This window comes from Janthinobacterium sp. BJB304 (assembly GCF_002735765.1).
In the GTDB taxonomy this organism is placed as follows: Bacteria; Pseudomonadota; Gammaproteobacteria; order Burkholderiales; family Burkholderiaceae_D; genus Janthinobacterium.
The window spans coordinates 1-15,940 of record NZ_PDZN01000017.1; the positions used below are offsets into that span (position 1 = coordinate 1).

At 64.6% G+C, this 15,940-nt stretch carries 11 protein-coding genes; 6 read left to right on the forward strand and 5 right to left on the reverse strand.

The window, feature by feature from the left end:
* The first annotated feature begins 62 nt into the window (after nucleotides 1-62).
* Together CSQ95_RS19650 and CSQ95_RS19655 are read left to right on the forward strand one after the other, a co-directional pair.
* Nucleotides 63-2,093 (forward strand): zinc metalloprotease, encoded by a 2,031-nt coding sequence (locus CSQ95_RS19650; RefSeq protein WP_257218113.1) that lies wholly within the window; start codon nucleotides 63-65, stop codon nucleotides 2,091-2,093.
* Between the two features lie 34 nt (nucleotides 2,094-2,127).
* Nucleotides 2,128-2,475 (forward strand): hypothetical protein, encoded by a 348-nt coding sequence (locus CSQ95_RS19655; RefSeq protein ID WP_099410734.1) that lies wholly within the window; start codon nucleotides 2,128-2,130, stop codon nucleotides 2,473-2,475.
* Here the strand turns inward: CSQ95_RS19655 and CSQ95_RS19660 are convergent.
* The 5 genes from CSQ95_RS19660 to CSQ95_RS19680 all read right to left on the reverse strand — a co-directional run bounded on the left by CSQ95_RS19660 (nucleotide 2,472) and on the right by CSQ95_RS19680 (nucleotide 10,805).
* Nucleotides 2,472-2,660 (reverse strand): helix-turn-helix transcriptional regulator, encoded by a 189-nt coding sequence (locus CSQ95_RS19660; RefSeq protein ID WP_099410735.1) that lies wholly within the window; start codon nucleotides 2,658-2,660, stop codon nucleotides 2,472-2,474. The two genes, CSQ95_RS19655 and CSQ95_RS19660, sit on opposite strands and share 4 nt — an antisense overlap.
* A gap of 184 nt (nucleotides 2,661-2,844) precedes the next feature.
* Nucleotides 2,845-5,199 (reverse strand): DNA topoisomerase IV subunit A, encoded by a 2,355-nt coding sequence (parC, locus tag CSQ95_RS19665; RefSeq protein WP_099410736.1) that lies wholly within the window; start codon nucleotides 5,197-5,199, stop codon nucleotides 2,845-2,847.
* Nucleotides 5,200-5,247: 48 nt separating this feature from the next.
* A complete protein-coding gene (locus CSQ95_RS19670; RefSeq protein WP_143450012.1) occupies nucleotides 5,248-7,086 on the reverse strand; it encodes a J domain-containing protein in 1,839 nt (612 codons plus the stop codon).
* 12 nt (nucleotides 7,087-7,098) lie between these two features.
* Nucleotides 7,099-8,808: a molecular chaperone HscC gene (locus tag CSQ95_RS19675; RefSeq protein ID WP_099410738.1), complete on the reverse strand. Its 1,710-nt coding sequence runs from the start codon at nucleotides 8,806-8,808 to the stop codon at nucleotides 7,099-7,101.
* On the reverse strand, nucleotides 8,808-10,805 hold the full coding sequence (locus tag CSQ95_RS19680) for a DNA topoisomerase IV subunit B (RefSeq protein WP_099410739.1): 1,998 nt from the start codon (nucleotides 10,803-10,805) through the stop codon (nucleotides 8,808-8,810). Before CSQ95_RS19680 ends, CSQ95_RS19675 begins: the two co-directional genes overlap by 1 nt.
* Before the next feature lie 463 nt (nucleotides 10,806-11,268).
* On the opposite strand from CSQ95_RS19680, the gene kdpF reads away from it, so the two are divergent.
* Genes kdpF through kdpC form a run of 4 tightly spaced genes read left to right on the forward strand, consistent with a single transcriptional unit; the run spans nucleotide 11,269 to nucleotide 15,837 of the window.
* Entirely contained in the window at nucleotides 11,269-11,358 is a 90-nt protein-coding gene (gene kdpF, locus CSQ95_RS19685; RefSeq protein WP_034746483.1) for a K(+)-transporting ATPase subunit F, read from the forward strand.
* A complete protein-coding gene (gene kdpA, locus CSQ95_RS19690) occupies nucleotides 11,358-13,163 on the forward strand; it encodes a potassium-transporting ATPase subunit KdpA (RefSeq protein WP_099410740.1) in 1,806 nt (601 codons plus the stop codon). The genes kdpF and kdpA overlap by 1 nt, the downstream gene beginning before the upstream one ends.
* A gap of 9 nt (nucleotides 13,164-13,172) precedes the next feature.
* On the forward strand, nucleotides 13,173-15,251 hold the full coding sequence (gene kdpB / locus CSQ95_RS19695; RefSeq protein WP_099410741.1) for a potassium-transporting ATPase subunit KdpB: 2,079 nt from the start codon (nucleotides 13,173-13,175) through the stop codon (nucleotides 15,249-15,251).
* A gap of 10 nt (nucleotides 15,252-15,261) precedes the next feature.
* On the forward strand, nucleotides 15,262-15,837 hold the full coding sequence (gene kdpC, locus CSQ95_RS19700; RefSeq protein WP_099410742.1) for a potassium-transporting ATPase subunit KdpC: 576 nt from the start codon (nucleotides 15,262-15,264) through the stop codon (nucleotides 15,835-15,837).
* Nucleotides 15,838-15,940: the final 103 nt, after the last annotated feature.

Sequence of the window (15,940 nt, forward strand, 5' to 3'; positions counted from 1 at the left end):
CGATATTCAGATCATCGTCTTGGGTAGTAGTCATCGTGGTCTTCTAAGCAGAGGTAATGTGTTTGGCCGGTTTGGCTTTTGGTCCGGCATGGGAGGCGCGCGCGTCCGGCGGCCAGGGCGGCGGCACGCCGCAGGTGCGCACCTGCGCCACGATGGACGTGCATCGCCGCCTGCTGACGGAAGATCCATCGTATGCGAGCATTCGCGCCGATATTGAAAACCAGGCTGGCATGTACGAGGGCGCCGGCAGCAGCGCCGGGCGTTCCGGCGTGACGCAGATACCGGTGGTCGTGCACGTGGTGTGGAATACGGCCGCGCAGAATATTTCGGATGCGCAGATCGCCAGCCAGATCGATGTGCTGAACCGTGACTTCCGCCGCGTCAATCCGGACGTCAACAGCACGCCGGCGCCGTTCCTGCCGCTGACGGCCGATGCGCGCGTGGAGTTCGCGCTGGCCACGATCGATCCGCATGGCGCGGCTACCAGCGGCATTGAGCGGCGCCAGACGACGGTGGCCTCGTTTGGCGCCGACGATGCGGTCAAATCGCAGGCAACGGGCGGCATGGATGCCTGGCCGGCCGACAGCTACCTGAATATCTGGGTGTGCCAGCTGGGCGGCGGCTTGCTCGGCTACGCGCAATTTCCCGGCGGCCCGGCCGCCACCGACGGCGTGGTGATCCTGCAATCGGCCTTCGGCACGACGGGCACGGCGGCGCCGCCGTTCCACCTGGGGCGCACGGCCACGCATGAAATCGGCCACTGGCTGAACCTGAACCATATCTGGGGCGACGACGGCACCGGCTGCTCAGGCACGGACAACGTGGCCGACACGCCGAACCAGGGCGGACCGAACACGGGCCAGCCTTCGTTCCCCCACATTTCCTGCAGCAACGGGCCGAATGGCGACATATTCATGAACTACATGGATTACGTCGACGATCCCGCCATGTTCATGTTCACGGCGGGCCAGGTGGCGCGCATGCAGGCCTGTCTCGACGGTCCGCGCGCCAGCATCGGTACGGGGACGGGTGGCACGGGCGCCACGCCGCGCCAGAGTTCCTCACCCGTCGTGGCCTGGGGCGCGAACCGCCTCGACGTCTTCGTGCTGGGCACGGACCGCGCGCTGTACCACAAGGCCTGGAACGGCACGGCCTGGGCGCCGTCCGTCACCGGCTATGAAGGGCAGGGCGGCATTTGCACCAGTGCGCCGCAGGTGGTGTCGTGGGGGCCGAACCGGCTCGACGTGTTCGTCACGGGCACCGACAGCGGCTTGTTCCACAAATGGTGGAACGGCACGGCCTGGGGCCCGTCCCTGACCGGCTATGAAGCGATGGGCGGGCTGTGCGTGGGCGACCCGCGCGCCGTGGCCTGGGGGCCGAACCGCCTCGACGTGTTTGTCGTCGGCACGGACCGCGGCCTGTATCACAAGTGGTGGAACGGGTCCGCCTGGGGGCCGTCGCTGACCGGCTACGAAGCCATGGGCGGCATCTGCCTGGGCCAGCCGGAAGCCGTGGCATGGGGGCCGAACCGCCTTGATGTCTTCGTCATCGGCACGGACCGGGCGCTGTACCACAAGTGGTGGAACGGCACGGTCTGGGGGCCCTCGCTGACGGGCTACGAGCGCCTGGGCGGCATTTGTACCTCGTCGCCGAAGGCGGTGGCGTGGGGACCGAACCGGCTCGACGTCTTTGTCACGGGCACCGATGGCGCCCTGTATCATAAATGGTGGGATGGCGCGAAATGGGGCCCTTCCAACGATGGCTTCGAGCGTCTGGGCGGCATCTGCGTGGGCGAGGTGGATGCCGTGTCGTGGGCGGCCAACCGGCTCGACCTGTTCGTCATCGGCACCGATAGCGCCCTGTACCACAAGGCGTGGAACGGCAGCGCCTGGACGCCGTCGCTGACGGGCTTTGAAAGCCTGGGCGGCGTGTGCACCTCGCGCCCGCGCGCCACGGCCTGGGCGGCGAACCGCCTCGACGTGTTTGTCACGGGCACGAATGGCGCCCTGTTCCACAAGGCCTGGAACGGCACGGCGTGGTCGCCTTCCGTGAGCGGCTATGAAAGCCTGGGCGGCGTGGTATCGTGTTTCTGACGTCAATGCGTCAATGCGTGAAACGGGAGGCGGCATGCACGGCATGACAACGGCTTTGCCCAGCGGCAGCTGGACGCATTCCTTCGAGGAGGATGCAGACGGTATCGAGGTGTACCGGCCCACGGCCACCTTCGCCTTTCCTCCCAGCCGCAAGGGGCGCAAGGTGCTGGAGTTTGGCCCGTCCGCCGGCGCCATGGCGCAAGGGGCGGCGACATTGACGTCGATGGCGCCCGGCCCCGACGACCGTCCCCGCGCCGGCCCCGTTGCCAAGCTGGTGCCCCTGGGCATGGGCCGCTATGCGCTCAGTGATGCTGGCGGGGCGCAGGACGTGATCGACATCGTCGAAGCGACGCCCGACGTGCTGCGCCTGGCGCGGCGTTAAGGCTGGCCGCGCAGCTTGTGCGCGAGCGCCGTGCGGTTGCCCACGCCCAGTTTCTGGTAAATCGCATGCAGCTGGTTGCGCACGGTGGCCGGCGACTTGCCCAGTTCCCTGGCGATGCTTTTATACGGCAAGCCTTCGGCCGCCATGGCCGCCACCAGCCGTTCTGCCGGCGTCAGGCTCTGCATGGCAGCCTGCCTGAAACGTTGTTCGTCATCCTTGCTCTCCTGTCCGTAAGCGGCATGCCGGTGGCATGCCTGCAGGGATAACGGGAGCACGGTGCCTATCTGTAAAATTATTTTCTCTGCTGCCAGATGCGATGGGCGAAAAAAAAGACAGGCGAACCTGTCTTTTCGTGTGGCTGGGTGGCGCTCAGCCGATGGCTGCCATGGAGACAGGCTTCAGCTTGGCCGCCAGCGCCTTGCCCTTCTTGGCGCGCTTGCCGAAGTGCTCGGCCAGGGCCGTGGCGCCCAGCGACGCATCCTGCGGTTTCGAGGCCCGGCCGATGCCCGAGACCACCACGCCGCGCTGCGTGATCGGCTGCACGGCCAGCAGCTTGTCCTTGGCATCGAGGTCGATCAGCTTGACGCCGGTGCCGCCCTTGGACAGGGTTTTCATTTCATCGAGGCCGAACACCAGCAGGCGCGCGCCTTCCGTCAGGCAGGCCAGCGCGCTGGCCGCCTCGGGGATGACTTTCGGCGCCAAAGGCACGTCGCCATCGTCCAGGGTGATGAATGCCTTGCCGCCTTTCAGGCGGCTCGTCATGTCGCCCGCCTTGGCGATGAAGCCGTAGCCGGCGCTCGACGCCAGCAGCAAATTGGTGGCGCCATTGCCCGCAAAGTAGTGCAGGATGCGCACGGCGTTGCCCGGCGTGCCGCCGCTCAGGTCGCACAAGGTCGTGATCGGCACGCCGTCGCCGCGCGCGTTGGGCAGCGCCGAGACGGGCACCGAGTAGATCTTGCCGTTGTTGCCAAAGCCCAGCAGGGTGTCGACCGTGCGGCACTCGAAGGCGCCATGCAGGCTGTCGCCCGCCTTGAAGGTGAACTGCGCCGCATCGTGGCCGATGCCGGTACGCGCGCGCACCCAGCCTTTTTCCGAGATGATGACGGTGACCGGCTCATCGACCACCTTCTGTTCGGCCACGGCTTTCTGCGCTTCCTCGATCAGGGTACGGCGCGCGTCGCCGAACTGCTTGGCGTCCGCTTCGATCTCGCGGATGATGGCGCGCTTCATCGAGCCAGGGTTGTCGAGCAGGTCCTGCAGCGATTTTTCTTCCTTGCGCAGCTCGGCCAGTTCCTGCTGGATCTTGATCGTTTCCAGGCGCGCCAGCTGGCGCAGACGGATTTCCAGGATATCGTCGGCCTGGCGCTCGGACAGCTTGAACGCCTCGATCAGGGCCGCCTTCGGCTCATCCGAATTGCGGATGATCTGGATCACCTTGTCGATATTGAGCAGGATCGCTTCGCGTCCTTCCAGGATATGGATGCGGTCCTTGACCTTGCCCAGTTTGTAGCCGGTGCGGCGCGTGACGGTCTCGAAGCGGAAATCGATCCATTCGCGCAGGATGTCGCCCAGGCCTTTCTGGCGCGGACGGCCATCGCCGCCTATCATCACCAGGTTGATCGAGGTCGACGATTCCAGCGACGTATGCGCCAGCAGCATCAGCATGAATTCCGTCTGGTCCTGGTTCTTCGACTTCGGCTCGAACACGAGGCGCACGGGCGCGGCGCGGCCCGATTCGTCGCGGATGGTGTCGAGCGAATTGAGGATCAGCGCTTTCAGGGCCACCTGGTCCGGCGACAGCGCCTTCTTGCCCAGCTTGATCTTCGGATTCGTCAGTTCCTCGATTTCTTCCAGCACCTTTTGCGACGAGGTACCCGGCGGCAGTTCCGTCACGACGGCTTGCCACTGGCCGCGCGCCAGTTCCTCGATCTTCCAGCGCGCACGTACCTTCATGCTGCCACGGCCGCTCGCGTACATGTCGGCGATCTGCGAGGGCGGCGTGATGATCTGCCCGCCGCCGGGGAAGTCCGGGCCGGGAATGATGGCCATCAGCTCGGCGTGCGTCATCTTCGGATCGCGGATCATGGCGACGGCCGCTTTCGCCACTTCGGCCAGGTTGTGCGACGGGATTTCCGTCGCCAGGCCCACAGCGATGCCGGACGCGCCGTTCAGCAGCACCATCGGCAGACGGGCCGGCAGCAGCTTCGGTTCTTCCGTCGAACCGTCGTAGTTGGGCTGGAAGTCCACCGTGCCCATGCCGATTTCATCCATCAGCAGCTTGGCGATCGGCGTCAGACGCGCTTCCGTGTAACGCATGGCCGCGGCGCCGTCGCCGTCGCGCGAGCCGAAGTTGCCCTGGCCATCGATCAGCGGGTAGCGCAGGGAGAAATCCTGCGCCATGCGCACCAGCGCGTCGTATACGGACTGGTCGCCGTGCGGATGCAATTTACCCAGCACGTCGCCGACCACGGCCGCCGATTTGCGCGGCTTGGCCGTGGAATTCAAGCCCAGCTCATTCATCGCATACAGGATGCGGCGCTGCACGGGCTTCTGGCCGTCGCACACGTCGGGCAGGGCGCGGCCCTTGACGACGGAGATGGCGTAATCGAGATAGGCGCGCTCGGCAAAGGTGGACAGGGTCAGCGCTTCGCCGTCGAATACCGGTTCATCCGGCTCGATCGGCTCAGGCTGGGCATCGTCAAATAAATTGGTTTGTGTGGACATGGCGCTTGTTTCGGTGTTAAGTGGTTGCGGTTGAATTCATGGGGGCGATTATGACAGCCCGGATTTGGAAAAGGATTTACCGTAGGTCTTGTAGATGTAGCACATGGTGAAATACAGCACGGCCAGGGCCAGCTCCACGCTGTTGTGCATCATCTGCATGGCGCGGATGGCCGGGGCCTGGCCGGCCAGCACGACGCTGGCGAGGGACGGCACCAGCACCACCGGCCAGATCGTCTTCCATTTGAAATCGGTGGGGGAAAACAGCAGGCCGGCGCACGACCAGGCATACAGCGCGGCGCCCACGAGGGCGGCCGGCAGCAATTGCAAATACAGTTGCAACAGCAAGCCCGCACAGCCGATCAGCCATGCCGCGCGCAGGCGGGGCAAGAGCGCCTCCGGCCAGCCGCAATCGCCATACAGGCCGGTGGCGCTGCGCAGAGCCAGTGCCGCCAGGCAAAACATCATCGGCATGGCGTCGCCGATGGCCAGCGCCGACTGGCCCTTGCCGCTCATGAACATGGCGGCGAACAGCGACATGCCCAGAACCAGGAGTAGCAGCATGCCATGCAGCAGCTGGCGGTTCATCGCATACGCGAGCAGGGCCGACGCGCACAAGCCGACCGCAGTGACGAGGCGCATGGTGTCGCTGCGTTCGGGCAGGAACAGCATCAGCGTCAGCAGCAGATAGGGCGCGATCCAGCCCAGCTGCCGCAAGCCGGGCCGCTGCCACAGCACGGGCAGGCGGTCCTGCAGCGCTTCCTGCAGCGAATCCAGGCGCGCGAACAGGGGCGCCGGCCAGCGCAAGGCATGCATGGCCAGCAGAGTAAAGGCCAGCGCCTGGAAACCGAGCAGGCTGGCATAGGCGGCCGTGTCGCCGAGCTTGCAGCCGGCCGCATCGAGCACGCCCGCGAGCATGAAGTGCAGCACGAAGCCCAGGCCGCCCGACGCGAGCGCCGTCTGCTTGAAGTAGCGCTTCGCATGGACGGCGTGTTCCCACTGCTCGAACAGGTCCGTATCGAGCTTGTAGGCCAGCATCTCGCCATGCTGCCAGCGTATCGCGTGCAGCAGTTCGCGCAGCTGCAGCGTGAATTTTTGGTCGAACAGCTGGCGCGCATAGGCGCTTGGTGCCTGCTGCGACATGATGCAGTCCAGGCCGGGGTAGCTGTCGCGGTTGTCGCTGAAATGGGCGAACGAGCGGTCCGCCCGGTAGCGCTGCACGGCACTGCGCACCAGGTCCGCATGGCTGCGCGCCAGGTAGGAAAAGTCGTGGTCCCAGCCCAGCTGCTCGAACAGGGCCTGACGCAGCGCCAGGTTATAGCCGGCGTTGGCGCAATAGCGCAGCGCGCACAGCTCGAATTCCTCGCGCACGTCGAGGTTCAGCATGGCGTCGTCCTGCAGCATGCGGGCCAGCGCGTCGCCCGCATCCGCATGCCGCATCCATGCCAGGCAGCCTTGCCACAGATTGGCCGCTTCCTGCGCCGGATCGGTGGCGAGCACGCCCCATAGTTCCGGCGGCGGTGCCTGGTCCTGGGCTATGACGCCCCACAGTTCCGCAGGCGCATCCTGAGTGTCCTGGGTATTGTCGTCGATGATGCCCCATAATTCGATGGCTTCCGCAGGTGGCGTCCCGGCCTCCACGCTATTTTCCGCTGGCGGGGCCGGATGCGCTTCAGCCGTTTCCTCACCCTGCTGCTGCAATTCGGCGGCAAACAGATGCGCATGGCGCAGCGCGTATTCATACGCGTCGCGCAGCTCCTGGAAGGCGGCAGGATCGTCTTCGGGCCGCGTCGCCTTCAGGCGCTTCGCATACGCGCGCTTGAGGGCGCGCTCGTCACCGGTCGGTTCCGTGCCGAGGATGGCCCACAGGCTGCGCTGGCCGTTGTACATGCCGCCGTCCATTTACAGGAAGCTCTCGCTCTCGACCTGGCGCAGCACCTCGTCGAGCGCCTGGCGCGCCTTGCGGATGGTGTTCGGGTCCTGCGTTTCCAGCGCGGCCTGGAAGTTGGCCGTGTGCGCCGCCAGGTACTGGCGCACGTCGCCCAGCGACTGTTCATACAGGCGGTCGGCGCGCGTGACGAGGGTGCGGTTTTCCATCTGCTCGCGCGGGTGGATCTTCAGGTCGGCCAGTTCCGCAAAGCGCTGCTCGATCTGTTCCGGCGTCATCACGCCCGCATTGTCGCTGATGATCATCTTGTGGCGTTCCTGCGTGGCCAGCACCGTCACTTCCGCTTCCAGCACGCCGCTGACGTCGTAGGTGAAGCGCACGTCGATGCCGATCTCGCCCGCCTTTTTGGCGGGAATCGGGAAGCTGATCTTGCCGAGGAAGACGTTGTCGGCCACCAGGCGCGACTCGCCCTGGAAGATCGCCACGTTGATTTCCTTCTGGTTGTCGTGGATGGTGGTGATGTTTTCCGTGCGCGAGACGGGTACCACGGAGTTGCGCTCGATGATGGGGAGGTAATGCCCGCCCTCATACTGGTTCGCGCCGACCTGGCGCGAAATCGAAATGCCCAGCGAATACGGCGCCACGTCCGTCATGACCACTTCGTCGAGGGCCGCGTCGCGCATCTTCAGACCCGCCTGCACGGCGGCGCCCAGCGCCACGGCTTCGTCCGGGTCCAGGTGGATGGCGGGGAAGCGGCCGAACATGCGCGAGACAAGTTTACGTACCAGCGGCATGCGTGTGGCGCCGCCGGCCAGCACCACTTCATTCAATTCCGCCGCGCGGATGGTGGCGTCGCGCAGCGCCCGTTCCACGGGCAGGCGCAAACGGGCCAGCAGCGGTTCGCACAACTGCGCCAGCTTGTCTTCGCCGATCTCCCAGCTGTATTCCTTGTCCTGGTAGCGCGTGGCCATGCGCACGGACGGCTGGTCCGACAGCAATCGCTTGACGCGCTCGGCTTCGTCGCGCAGCAGCTGCTGCTGGCGCGGGTCGAGCAGGCGGCTGCCGACGGCGTCGCGCAGGCCGCTGCCTTCCATGAAAGCGTCGACCAGCACGGTGACGAAGTCTTCGCCGCCCAAAAAATTGTCGCCGGCCGAGGCGCGCACTTCCATCACGCCTTCGAACAGCTCCAGGATCGACACGTCGAACGTGCCGCCGCCAAGATCGAAGACGAGGAATTTGCTTTCCTGTTCCTTGTCGCGGATGCCGTAGGCCAGCGCGGCTGCCGTCGGCTCGTTGAGCAGGCGCTCCACGCGCAGGCCCGCCAGCTGGCCGGCGATGCGCGTGGCCTTGCGCTGCGCATCGCTGAAATACGCGGGCACGGTGATGATGGCTTCCTCGACCTTGTGGCCGAGGAAGGCTTCGGCATCTTCCTTCAGCGCGCGCAGCACCATTGACGACAGTTCTTCCGGGCGGAATTGCTGCGTGCCGAGGGTGATCTTCTTTTCGCTGCCCATGTAGCGCTTGAAGACGGCCGCCGTCAGCTGCGGGTGCGTCTGCAGCCGTTCGCGCGCGGCGCGGCCCACCAGCACGGTGCCGTCGTCGTCGATGCTCACGCACGACGGCGTCAGGTGTTCACCGAGCGCATTCGGGATGATGGAAGCCTTGCCGTCGCGCCAGATGGCGACCAGGCTGTTGGTGGTGCCCAGGTCGATGCCGATGATCATCAGATATCCGCCTCCGCCTCATTGCCGTGTTCCTCGATCCAGGCGCGGCGTCCTGCCGCCTCGCCCTTGCCCATCAACATATTGAAGCGGGACGCCGAGGCCATGTGGTCGATTTCACCGAGCGTGACGGGCAGCAAACGGCGCGTGTCCGGATTCATCGTCGTTTCCCACAGCTGTTCGGCGTTCATCTCGCCCAGGCCCTTGAAGCGCGAGATCGACCAGGCGCCCTGTTTCACGCCTTCCTTGCGCAGCTTGTCCTCGATGGCGACCAGCTCGCCGTCGTCGAGCGCATAGATTTTCTGCATCGGCTTCTTGCCGCGCGCCGGCGCGTCCACGCGGTACAAAGGCGGACGGGCGATGCAGATATGGCCCTTGTTGATCAGGACCGGGAAGTGCTTGAAGAACAGGGTCAGCAGCAGTACCTGGATGTGCGAGCCATCCACGTCCGCATCCGACAGGATGCAGATCTTGCCGTAGCGCAGGCCCGACAGGTCGGGCGAATCGCCCACGCTGTGCGGATCGACGCCGATGGCCACCGCAATGTCGTGGATCTCGTTATTGGCGAACAGGCGGTCGCGGTCCGTTTCCCACGAGTTCAACACCTTGCCGCGCAGGGGCAGGATCGCCTGGAATTCCTTGTCGCGGCCCATCTTGGCCGAACCGCCCGCCGAGTCGCCCTCGACGAGGAACAGTTCATTGCGCGTGATGTCCGACGATTCGCAGTCGGTCAGCTTGCCCGGCAACACGGCCACGCCCGAGGATTTTTTCTTTTCCACTTTTTGCAGCGAGCGCTGGCGCGACTGCGCCTGCTTGATCACGAGCTCGGCCAGCTTCTTGCCGTAGTCGACGTGCTGGTTCAGCCACAGTTCCAGCGGCGGCTTGGTGAAGGTCGACACGAGGCGCACGGCGTCGCGCGAGTTCAGGCGCTCCTTGATCTGGCCCTGGAATTGCGGGTCCAGCACCTTGGCCGACAGCACGAACGATGCGCGCGCGAACACGTCTTCCGGCAGCAGTTTCACGCCTTTGGGCAGCAGCGAGTGCATCTCGACGAAGTTTTTCACGGCGCCGAACAGGCCGTCGCGCAAGCCCGATTCGTGCGTGCCGCCATTCGAGGTGGGAATCAGGTTGACATACGATTCGCGCACGATGGCGCCTTCTTCCGTCCACGCCACGACCCAGGCCGCGCCTTCGCCTTCGGCAAAGCCTTCCGAGTCCGGGCCCGCGTATTGCGCGCCTTCGAACAGGGGAATCAGGGTTTCGCCATTTGATACCTGCGCCAGCGTTTCGGTCAGGTAGCCGCGCAAGCCTTCCGCGTACTGCCAGGTCTGCGTATCGCCCGTCTTCGCGTTGGTCAGCGTGACGGTCACGCCCGGCAGCAGCACGGCTTTCGAGCGCAGCAGGCGTTGCAGCTCCGTTTGCGAGATGTTCGGCGAATCAAAGTATTTTGCATCGGGCCAGGCCGTGACGCGCGTGCCGGATTTCTTGCCGTCGCGCGGGGCGGGGCGGGAACTCAGGGGCTCGATCACGTCGCCGTTGGCAAACACCATGTGGTGCAAGCCGTTGCCGTCGCTTTCCTTGCGCCAGACGGTGATTTCCAGGCGCGTCGACAGCGCATTGGTGACGGACACGCCGACGCCGTGCAAGCCGCCCGAGAACGCGTAGGCGCCGCCCGAACCCTTGTCGAACTTGCCGCCCGCGTGCAGCCGCGTAAACACGATTTCCACCGTCGGCACGCCTTCTTCCGGGTGCAGGCCGACGGGAATGCCGCGGCCATTGTCTTCGACGGTGATGCTGCCATCCGTGTTCTGCGTCACGGCGATATGCGTGCAATGACCGCCCAGCGCCTCGTCGGAGGCATTGTCGATCACTTCCTGAATGATGTGCAGCGGATTTTCAGTGCGGGTGTACATCCCCGGGCGCTGCTTGACGGGTTCCAGTCCTTTCAGGACACGGATGGATGATTCGCTGTAGTCGGATGCTGGTTTTTTAGTGGCCATACGTGTTCAAGCTAAGTAAAGACAGTGGTTGGAACGCCAGGCCAGGGCACTGCGGGACGCAATGACAGCGGCGGCGATAACTGTATGAATATACAGTATATCCCGTCCAGCGTCACTGGGGGAGGGCAGTGCGGCAGGCTTGGCGTCCTTGTGCGGACGCTCGCGCATTCTATCTTGTCCGGCGAGCAATAGCGCTACTCCAGGGCAACAACGGTGCGCCGCGCGCGGGGTTTTGCGCCAATTGTGATGGATTTTATGCGGTAAAGCCGCCTTTTTTACATCTTGTTTACAGCTGCCTTCCCAGTCTTTACGAATTTTTTAGACCCTTTTGGCTAATCTGCTCACTATCAAAACAAACCTGAATGAGGGTGGGAATGGATCTCGTATATCTCGGCTTGATTGCCGTGTTTTTCGTCGTGGCGGCCGGCTTTGCCGTCGCCTGCGACAAATTAGGGAGCGTCAAATGAACGCGTTTTATGTGCTGGGCGCCGTCGTCTCGGCCGGCCTGCTCGTGTATTTGCTGGTGGCGCTGCTGAAGGCGGAGGAACTGTGATGACGACGCAATCGATACTGTTATTGGTGGCCTTCCTGGCCGTGCTGCTGGCCGCCGGTTATCCGCTGGGCCTGTACATGGCCAAGGTGGCCGGCGATGGCCCCGTGCGCGGCCTGGGCTGGCTGCAAAAGCTGGAAAACCTGCTGTACCGCTGGTCCGGCCTTCCCGCCGACAAGGCCATGGGCTGGAAAAGCTATGCCATCGCCCTGATCGTCTTCAATACCGTGGGCGCCGTCTTCGTCTACGGCCTGCAGCGCCTGCAGGGTTTCCTGCCCTTGAATCCCCAGGGCCTGGGCGCCGTTAGCCCCGATTCCTCGTTCAATACCACCGTCAGCTTCGTCGCCAATACCAACTGGCAGGGCTATGGCGGCGAACAGACCATGAGCTATCTGACGCAGATGCTGGGCATGGCGTGCCAGAATTTCTTTTCGGCGGCCACCGGCATCGCCGTGATCTTCGCGCTGGTGCGCGGCTTCGCCTCGCGCTCGGGAAAATCGATCGGCAATTTCTGGGTCGACCTGGTGCGCTCGACCCTGTACATCCTGCTGCCGCTGTCCCTGGCCCTGTCCGTCGTCTTCATGGGCGAAGGCATGATCCAGAATTTTTCCGCCTATAAGGAAGTGACCCTGCTCGATCACGTGGCGTATGAAACGCCGAAGGTGACGGCCGACGGCCAGCCCGTGCTGGACGCCGCCGGCAAACCCGTGATGGAAGCGCAAGTGGCGACGACGCAGGCGATCGCCATGGGCCCCGTCGCGTCGCAGGAGTCGATCAAGCTGCTGGGCACGAATGGCGGCGGCTTCTTCAATGCCAATTCCTCGCATCCGTACGAAAACCCGACCGTGCTGTCGAACTTCCTGCAGATGCTGGCCATCTTCATCATTCCCGCCGGCCTGTGCTTCACGTTCGGCCGCATGGTGGGCGACATGCGCCAGGGTTGGGCCGTGCTGGCCGCAATGACCCTGATCTTTGTCGTCATGACGGCCGGCGTGATGAGCGCCGAGCAGCAAGCCAATCCGGCGTTGCAGGCACTGGGCGTGGACCAGCAGGCCAGCAGCCTGCAATCGGGCGGCAATATGGAAGGCAAGGAAACGCGCTTCGGCATCAGCTCCTCGACCCTGTTCGCGGCGGTGACGACGGCCGCATCGTGCGGTGCCGTCAATTCTATGCACGATTCCTACATGCCCCTGGGCGGCATGGTGCCGCTGCTGCTGATGCAGTTCGGCGAAGTGATTTTCGGCGGCGTGGGCACGGGCCTGTACGGCATGCTGATGTTCGCCATCCTGGCCGTCTTCATCGCCGGCCTGATGATAGGCCGCACGCCTGAATACCTGGGCAAGAAAATCCAGGCGTATGAAATGAAGATGGTGTCGCTGGCCATCCTGATTACGCCAGCCCTCGTATTGACGGGCACGGCGATCGCCGTGATGGTCGAACCGGGCAAGATCGGCGTGGCCAATCCGGGCGCGCACGGTTTCTCCGAGATTCTGTACGCCTTCACGTCGGCGGCCAACAACAACGGCAGCGCGTTTGCCGGCCTGTCCGCCAACACGCCGTTCTACAACGTGATGCTGGCGATCGCCATGTGGTTCGGCCGCTTCGGCGTGATCGTGCCCGTGCTGGCGGTGGCCGGTTCGCTGGCGGCCAAGCAGCGCCTGTCGGCCAACGCGGGCACCATGCCCACGCACGGCCCCATGTTCATCGGCCTGCTGATCGGCGTCGTCGTGCTCGTCGGCGTGCTCAATTACGTTCCCGCGCTGGCCCTGGGCCCGATCGTCGAACACCTGCAACTTTTCATCAAATAAGAGGCTACCATGTCACGCACAAGCCTGACTTTGTTCGATTCCGCACTGATTGGCCCCGCCATCGTCGATGCGTTCAAAAAACTCGACCCCCGCACGCAGTGGCGCAGCCCCGTGATGTTCGTCGTCTATGTCGGCAGCATCATCACGACCTTGCTGGCCATCCAGGCCCTGAATGGCCAGGGTGAAGCACCGTTCGGCTTCATCGTCGCCGTCGCCGTATGGCTGTGGTTTACCGTGCTGTTCGCGAACTTCGCCGAAGCGCTGGCCGAAGGCCGCAGCAAGGCCCAGGCGGCCTCGCTGCGCGCCCTCAAGCAGACGGTGATGGCGAAGAAAATGCAGACGCCGAAGTACGGCACTTCCTGGCTGCCCACGCCGGCGACCGACCTGCGCAAGGGCATGACGGTGCTGGTCGAGGCGGGTGACGTGATTCCCGCCGACGGCGAAGTGACGGCCGGCGTGGCCTCCGTCGACGAAAGCGCCATCACGGGCGAATCGGCGCCCGTCATCCGCGAATCGGGTGGCGACTTTTCCGCCGTCACGGGCGGCACCCGCGTGCTGTCGGACTGGCTGCTGGTGCGCGTTTCCGTCAACCCGGGCGAAGCCTTCATCGACCGCATGATCGCCATGGTCGAAGGCGCCAAGCGCCAGAAGACGCCGAACGAGATCGCCCTGACGATTTTATTGGTGGCCCTGTCGATCGTGTTCCTGATCGTCACCGTAACCCTGCTGCCGTACTCGCTGTTTTCCGTGGCGGCGGCCGGCAGCGGCACGCCGGTGACGATCACCGTGCTGATCGCGCTGCTCGTGTGCCTGATTCCGACCACCATCGGCGGCCTGCTGTCGGCCATCGGCGTGGCCGGCATGAGCCGCATGATGCAGGCCAATGTGATCGCCACCTCGGGCCGCGCCGTGGAAGCGGCCGGCGACGTGGATGTGCTGCTGCTCGATAAGACGGGCACCATCACCCTGGGCAACCGCCAGGCGTCGAGCTTCGTGCCGGCGCCCGGCGTGACGGAACAGCAGCTGGCCGATGCGGCGCAGCTGGCCTCGCTGGCCGATGAAACGCCGGAAGGGCGCAGCATCGTCGTGCTGGCCAAGCAGAAGTTCAATATCCGCGAACGCGAGATGGCCAGCCTGCACGCCACCTTCGTCCCGTTCACGGCGCAGACGCGCATGAGCGGCGTGGATATCCCGGGCGAACAGCAGGTGCGCCAGTTGCGCAAGGGCGCGGCCGATTCCATGAAAAAGTATGTGGAAGCGCTGGGCCAGCCGTATCCGGCCGAGGTGGGACGCGCCGTCGATGACATCGCGCGCCGCGGCAGCACGCCGCTGGTGGTGGTGGACGACGGCCGCGTCATGGGCGCCGTGGAACTGAAGGATATCGTCAAGGGCGGCATCAAGGAGCGCTTCGCGGAATTGCGCCGCATGGGCATCAAGACCGTCATGATCACGGGCGACAACAAGCTGACGGCGGCCGCGATTGCCGCCGAAGCGGGCGTGGACGATTTCCTCGCCGAAGCGACGCCGGAAGACAAGCTCAAACTGATTCGCAGCTACCAGTCCGAAGGCCGCCTGGTGGCGATGACGGGCGACGGCACCAACGATGCGCCCGCGCTGGCCCAGGCCGACGTGGCCGTGGCCATGAACTCGGGCACGCAGGCGGCGAAGGAGGCGGGCAACATGGTCGACCTCGATTCGAACCCGACCAAGCTGCTGGAAATCGTTGAAATCGGCAAGCAGATGCTGATGACGCGCGGTTCGCTGACGACGTTCTCGATCTCGAACGACATCGCCAAGTACTTCGCCATCATCCCGGCCGCCTTCGTGGGCACCTATCCGCAATTGAAGGCGCTCGACATCATGCATTTGGCCAGCCCCGCCTCGGCCATCATGTCGGCCGTGATCTTCAATGCCCTGATCATCGTCGTGCTCATTCCGCTGGCGCTGAAAGGCGTGCAGTACCGGGCTATCGGCGCGGCCAGCCTGTTGCGCCGCAACCTGCTGATCTACGGCCTGGGCGGGATTATTTTGCCCTTCATCGGGATCAAGCTGATCGACATGCTGCTGTCCGCCCTCAATTTAGTCTAAAGGAACCATCATGAGCACTATCGTACGTCCCGCCCTGGTCCTGTTTGCCGCGCTGACCGTGATCTGCGGCGTCGTCTATCCGTTTGCCACGGCCGGTATCGGCCAGCTGGCCTTCAATGATGAAGTCAACGGCAGCATCGTCGAGCGTGGGGGCAAGCCCGTCGGCTCGACCCTGATCGGCCAGTCCTTCACCTCGCCCAAGTATTTCTGGGGCCGGCCGTCGGCCACCGCGCCGATGGCCAATAACGGCGCCGGTTCGGGCGGCTCGAACCAGGGGCCGACCAATCCGGCCCTGGTGGACGCCGTCAAGGCGCGCATCGCCGCCCTGAAGGAAGCCGATCCCGGCAACCGCAAGCCGATCCCCGTTGACCTGGTGACGGCGTCGAGCAGCGGCCTGGACCCGGAAATCAGCCTGGCGGGCGCCCTGTACCAGGCGCCCCGCGTGGCCCGCGTGCGCGCCGTGCCGCTGGCGCAGGTGGAAAACGCCATCGCCAAGGTGCAGAAAACCGCGTATATCGGCTTTTTCGGCGAACCGCGCGTAAATGTGCTGGAACTGAATCTGGCGTTGGATGCCATGGCAAAGTAAGCTGGCAAAGGCGTGCAGGTCGGTATCGTGCACGGCTTGGCCAATGATGTCGTCGGATGAAGCGCTTGCGCGCTAATCCGACCTACTTGACGCCATGGCAAAA

What these genes read in the sequence shown, in the direction of transcription:
- CSQ95_RS19655 (WP_099410734.1), top strand. Translation starts at nt 2,128, where the DNA reads ATGCACGGCATGACAACGGCTTTGCCCAGCGGCAGCTGGACGCATTCC.
- CSQ95_RS19660 (WP_099410735.1), bottom strand. Translation starts at nt 2,660, where the DNA reads ATGCAGAGCCTGACGCCGGCAGAACGGCTGGTGGCGGCCATGGCGGCC.
- parC (WP_099410736.1), bottom strand. Translation starts at nt 5,199, where the DNA reads ATGTCCACACAAACCAATTTATTTGACGATGCCCAGCCTGAGCCGATC.
- CSQ95_RS19670 (WP_143450012.1), bottom strand. Translation starts at nt 7,086, where the DNA reads ATGTACAACGGCCAGCGCAGCCTGTGGGCCATCCTCGGCACGGAACCG.
- CSQ95_RS19675 (WP_099410738.1), bottom strand. Translation starts at nt 8,808, where the DNA reads ATGATCATCGGCATCGACCTGGGCACCACCAACAGCCTGGTCGCCATC.
- CSQ95_RS19680 (WP_099410739.1), bottom strand. Translation starts at nt 10,805, where the DNA reads ATGGCCACTAAAAAACCAGCATCCGACTACAGCGAATCATCCATCCGT.
- kdpF (WP_034746483.1), top strand. Translation starts at nt 11,269, where the DNA reads ATGAACGCGTTTTATGTGCTGGGCGCCGTCGTCTCGGCCGGCCTGCTC.
- kdpA (WP_099410740.1), top strand. Translation starts at nt 11,358, where the DNA reads ATGACGACGCAATCGATACTGTTATTGGTGGCCTTCCTGGCCGTGCTG.
- kdpB (WP_099410741.1), top strand. Translation starts at nt 13,173, where the DNA reads ATGTCACGCACAAGCCTGACTTTGTTCGATTCCGCACTGATTGGCCCC.
- kdpC (WP_099410742.1), top strand. Translation starts at nt 15,262, where the DNA reads ATGAGCACTATCGTACGTCCCGCCCTGGTCCTGTTTGCCGCGCTGACC.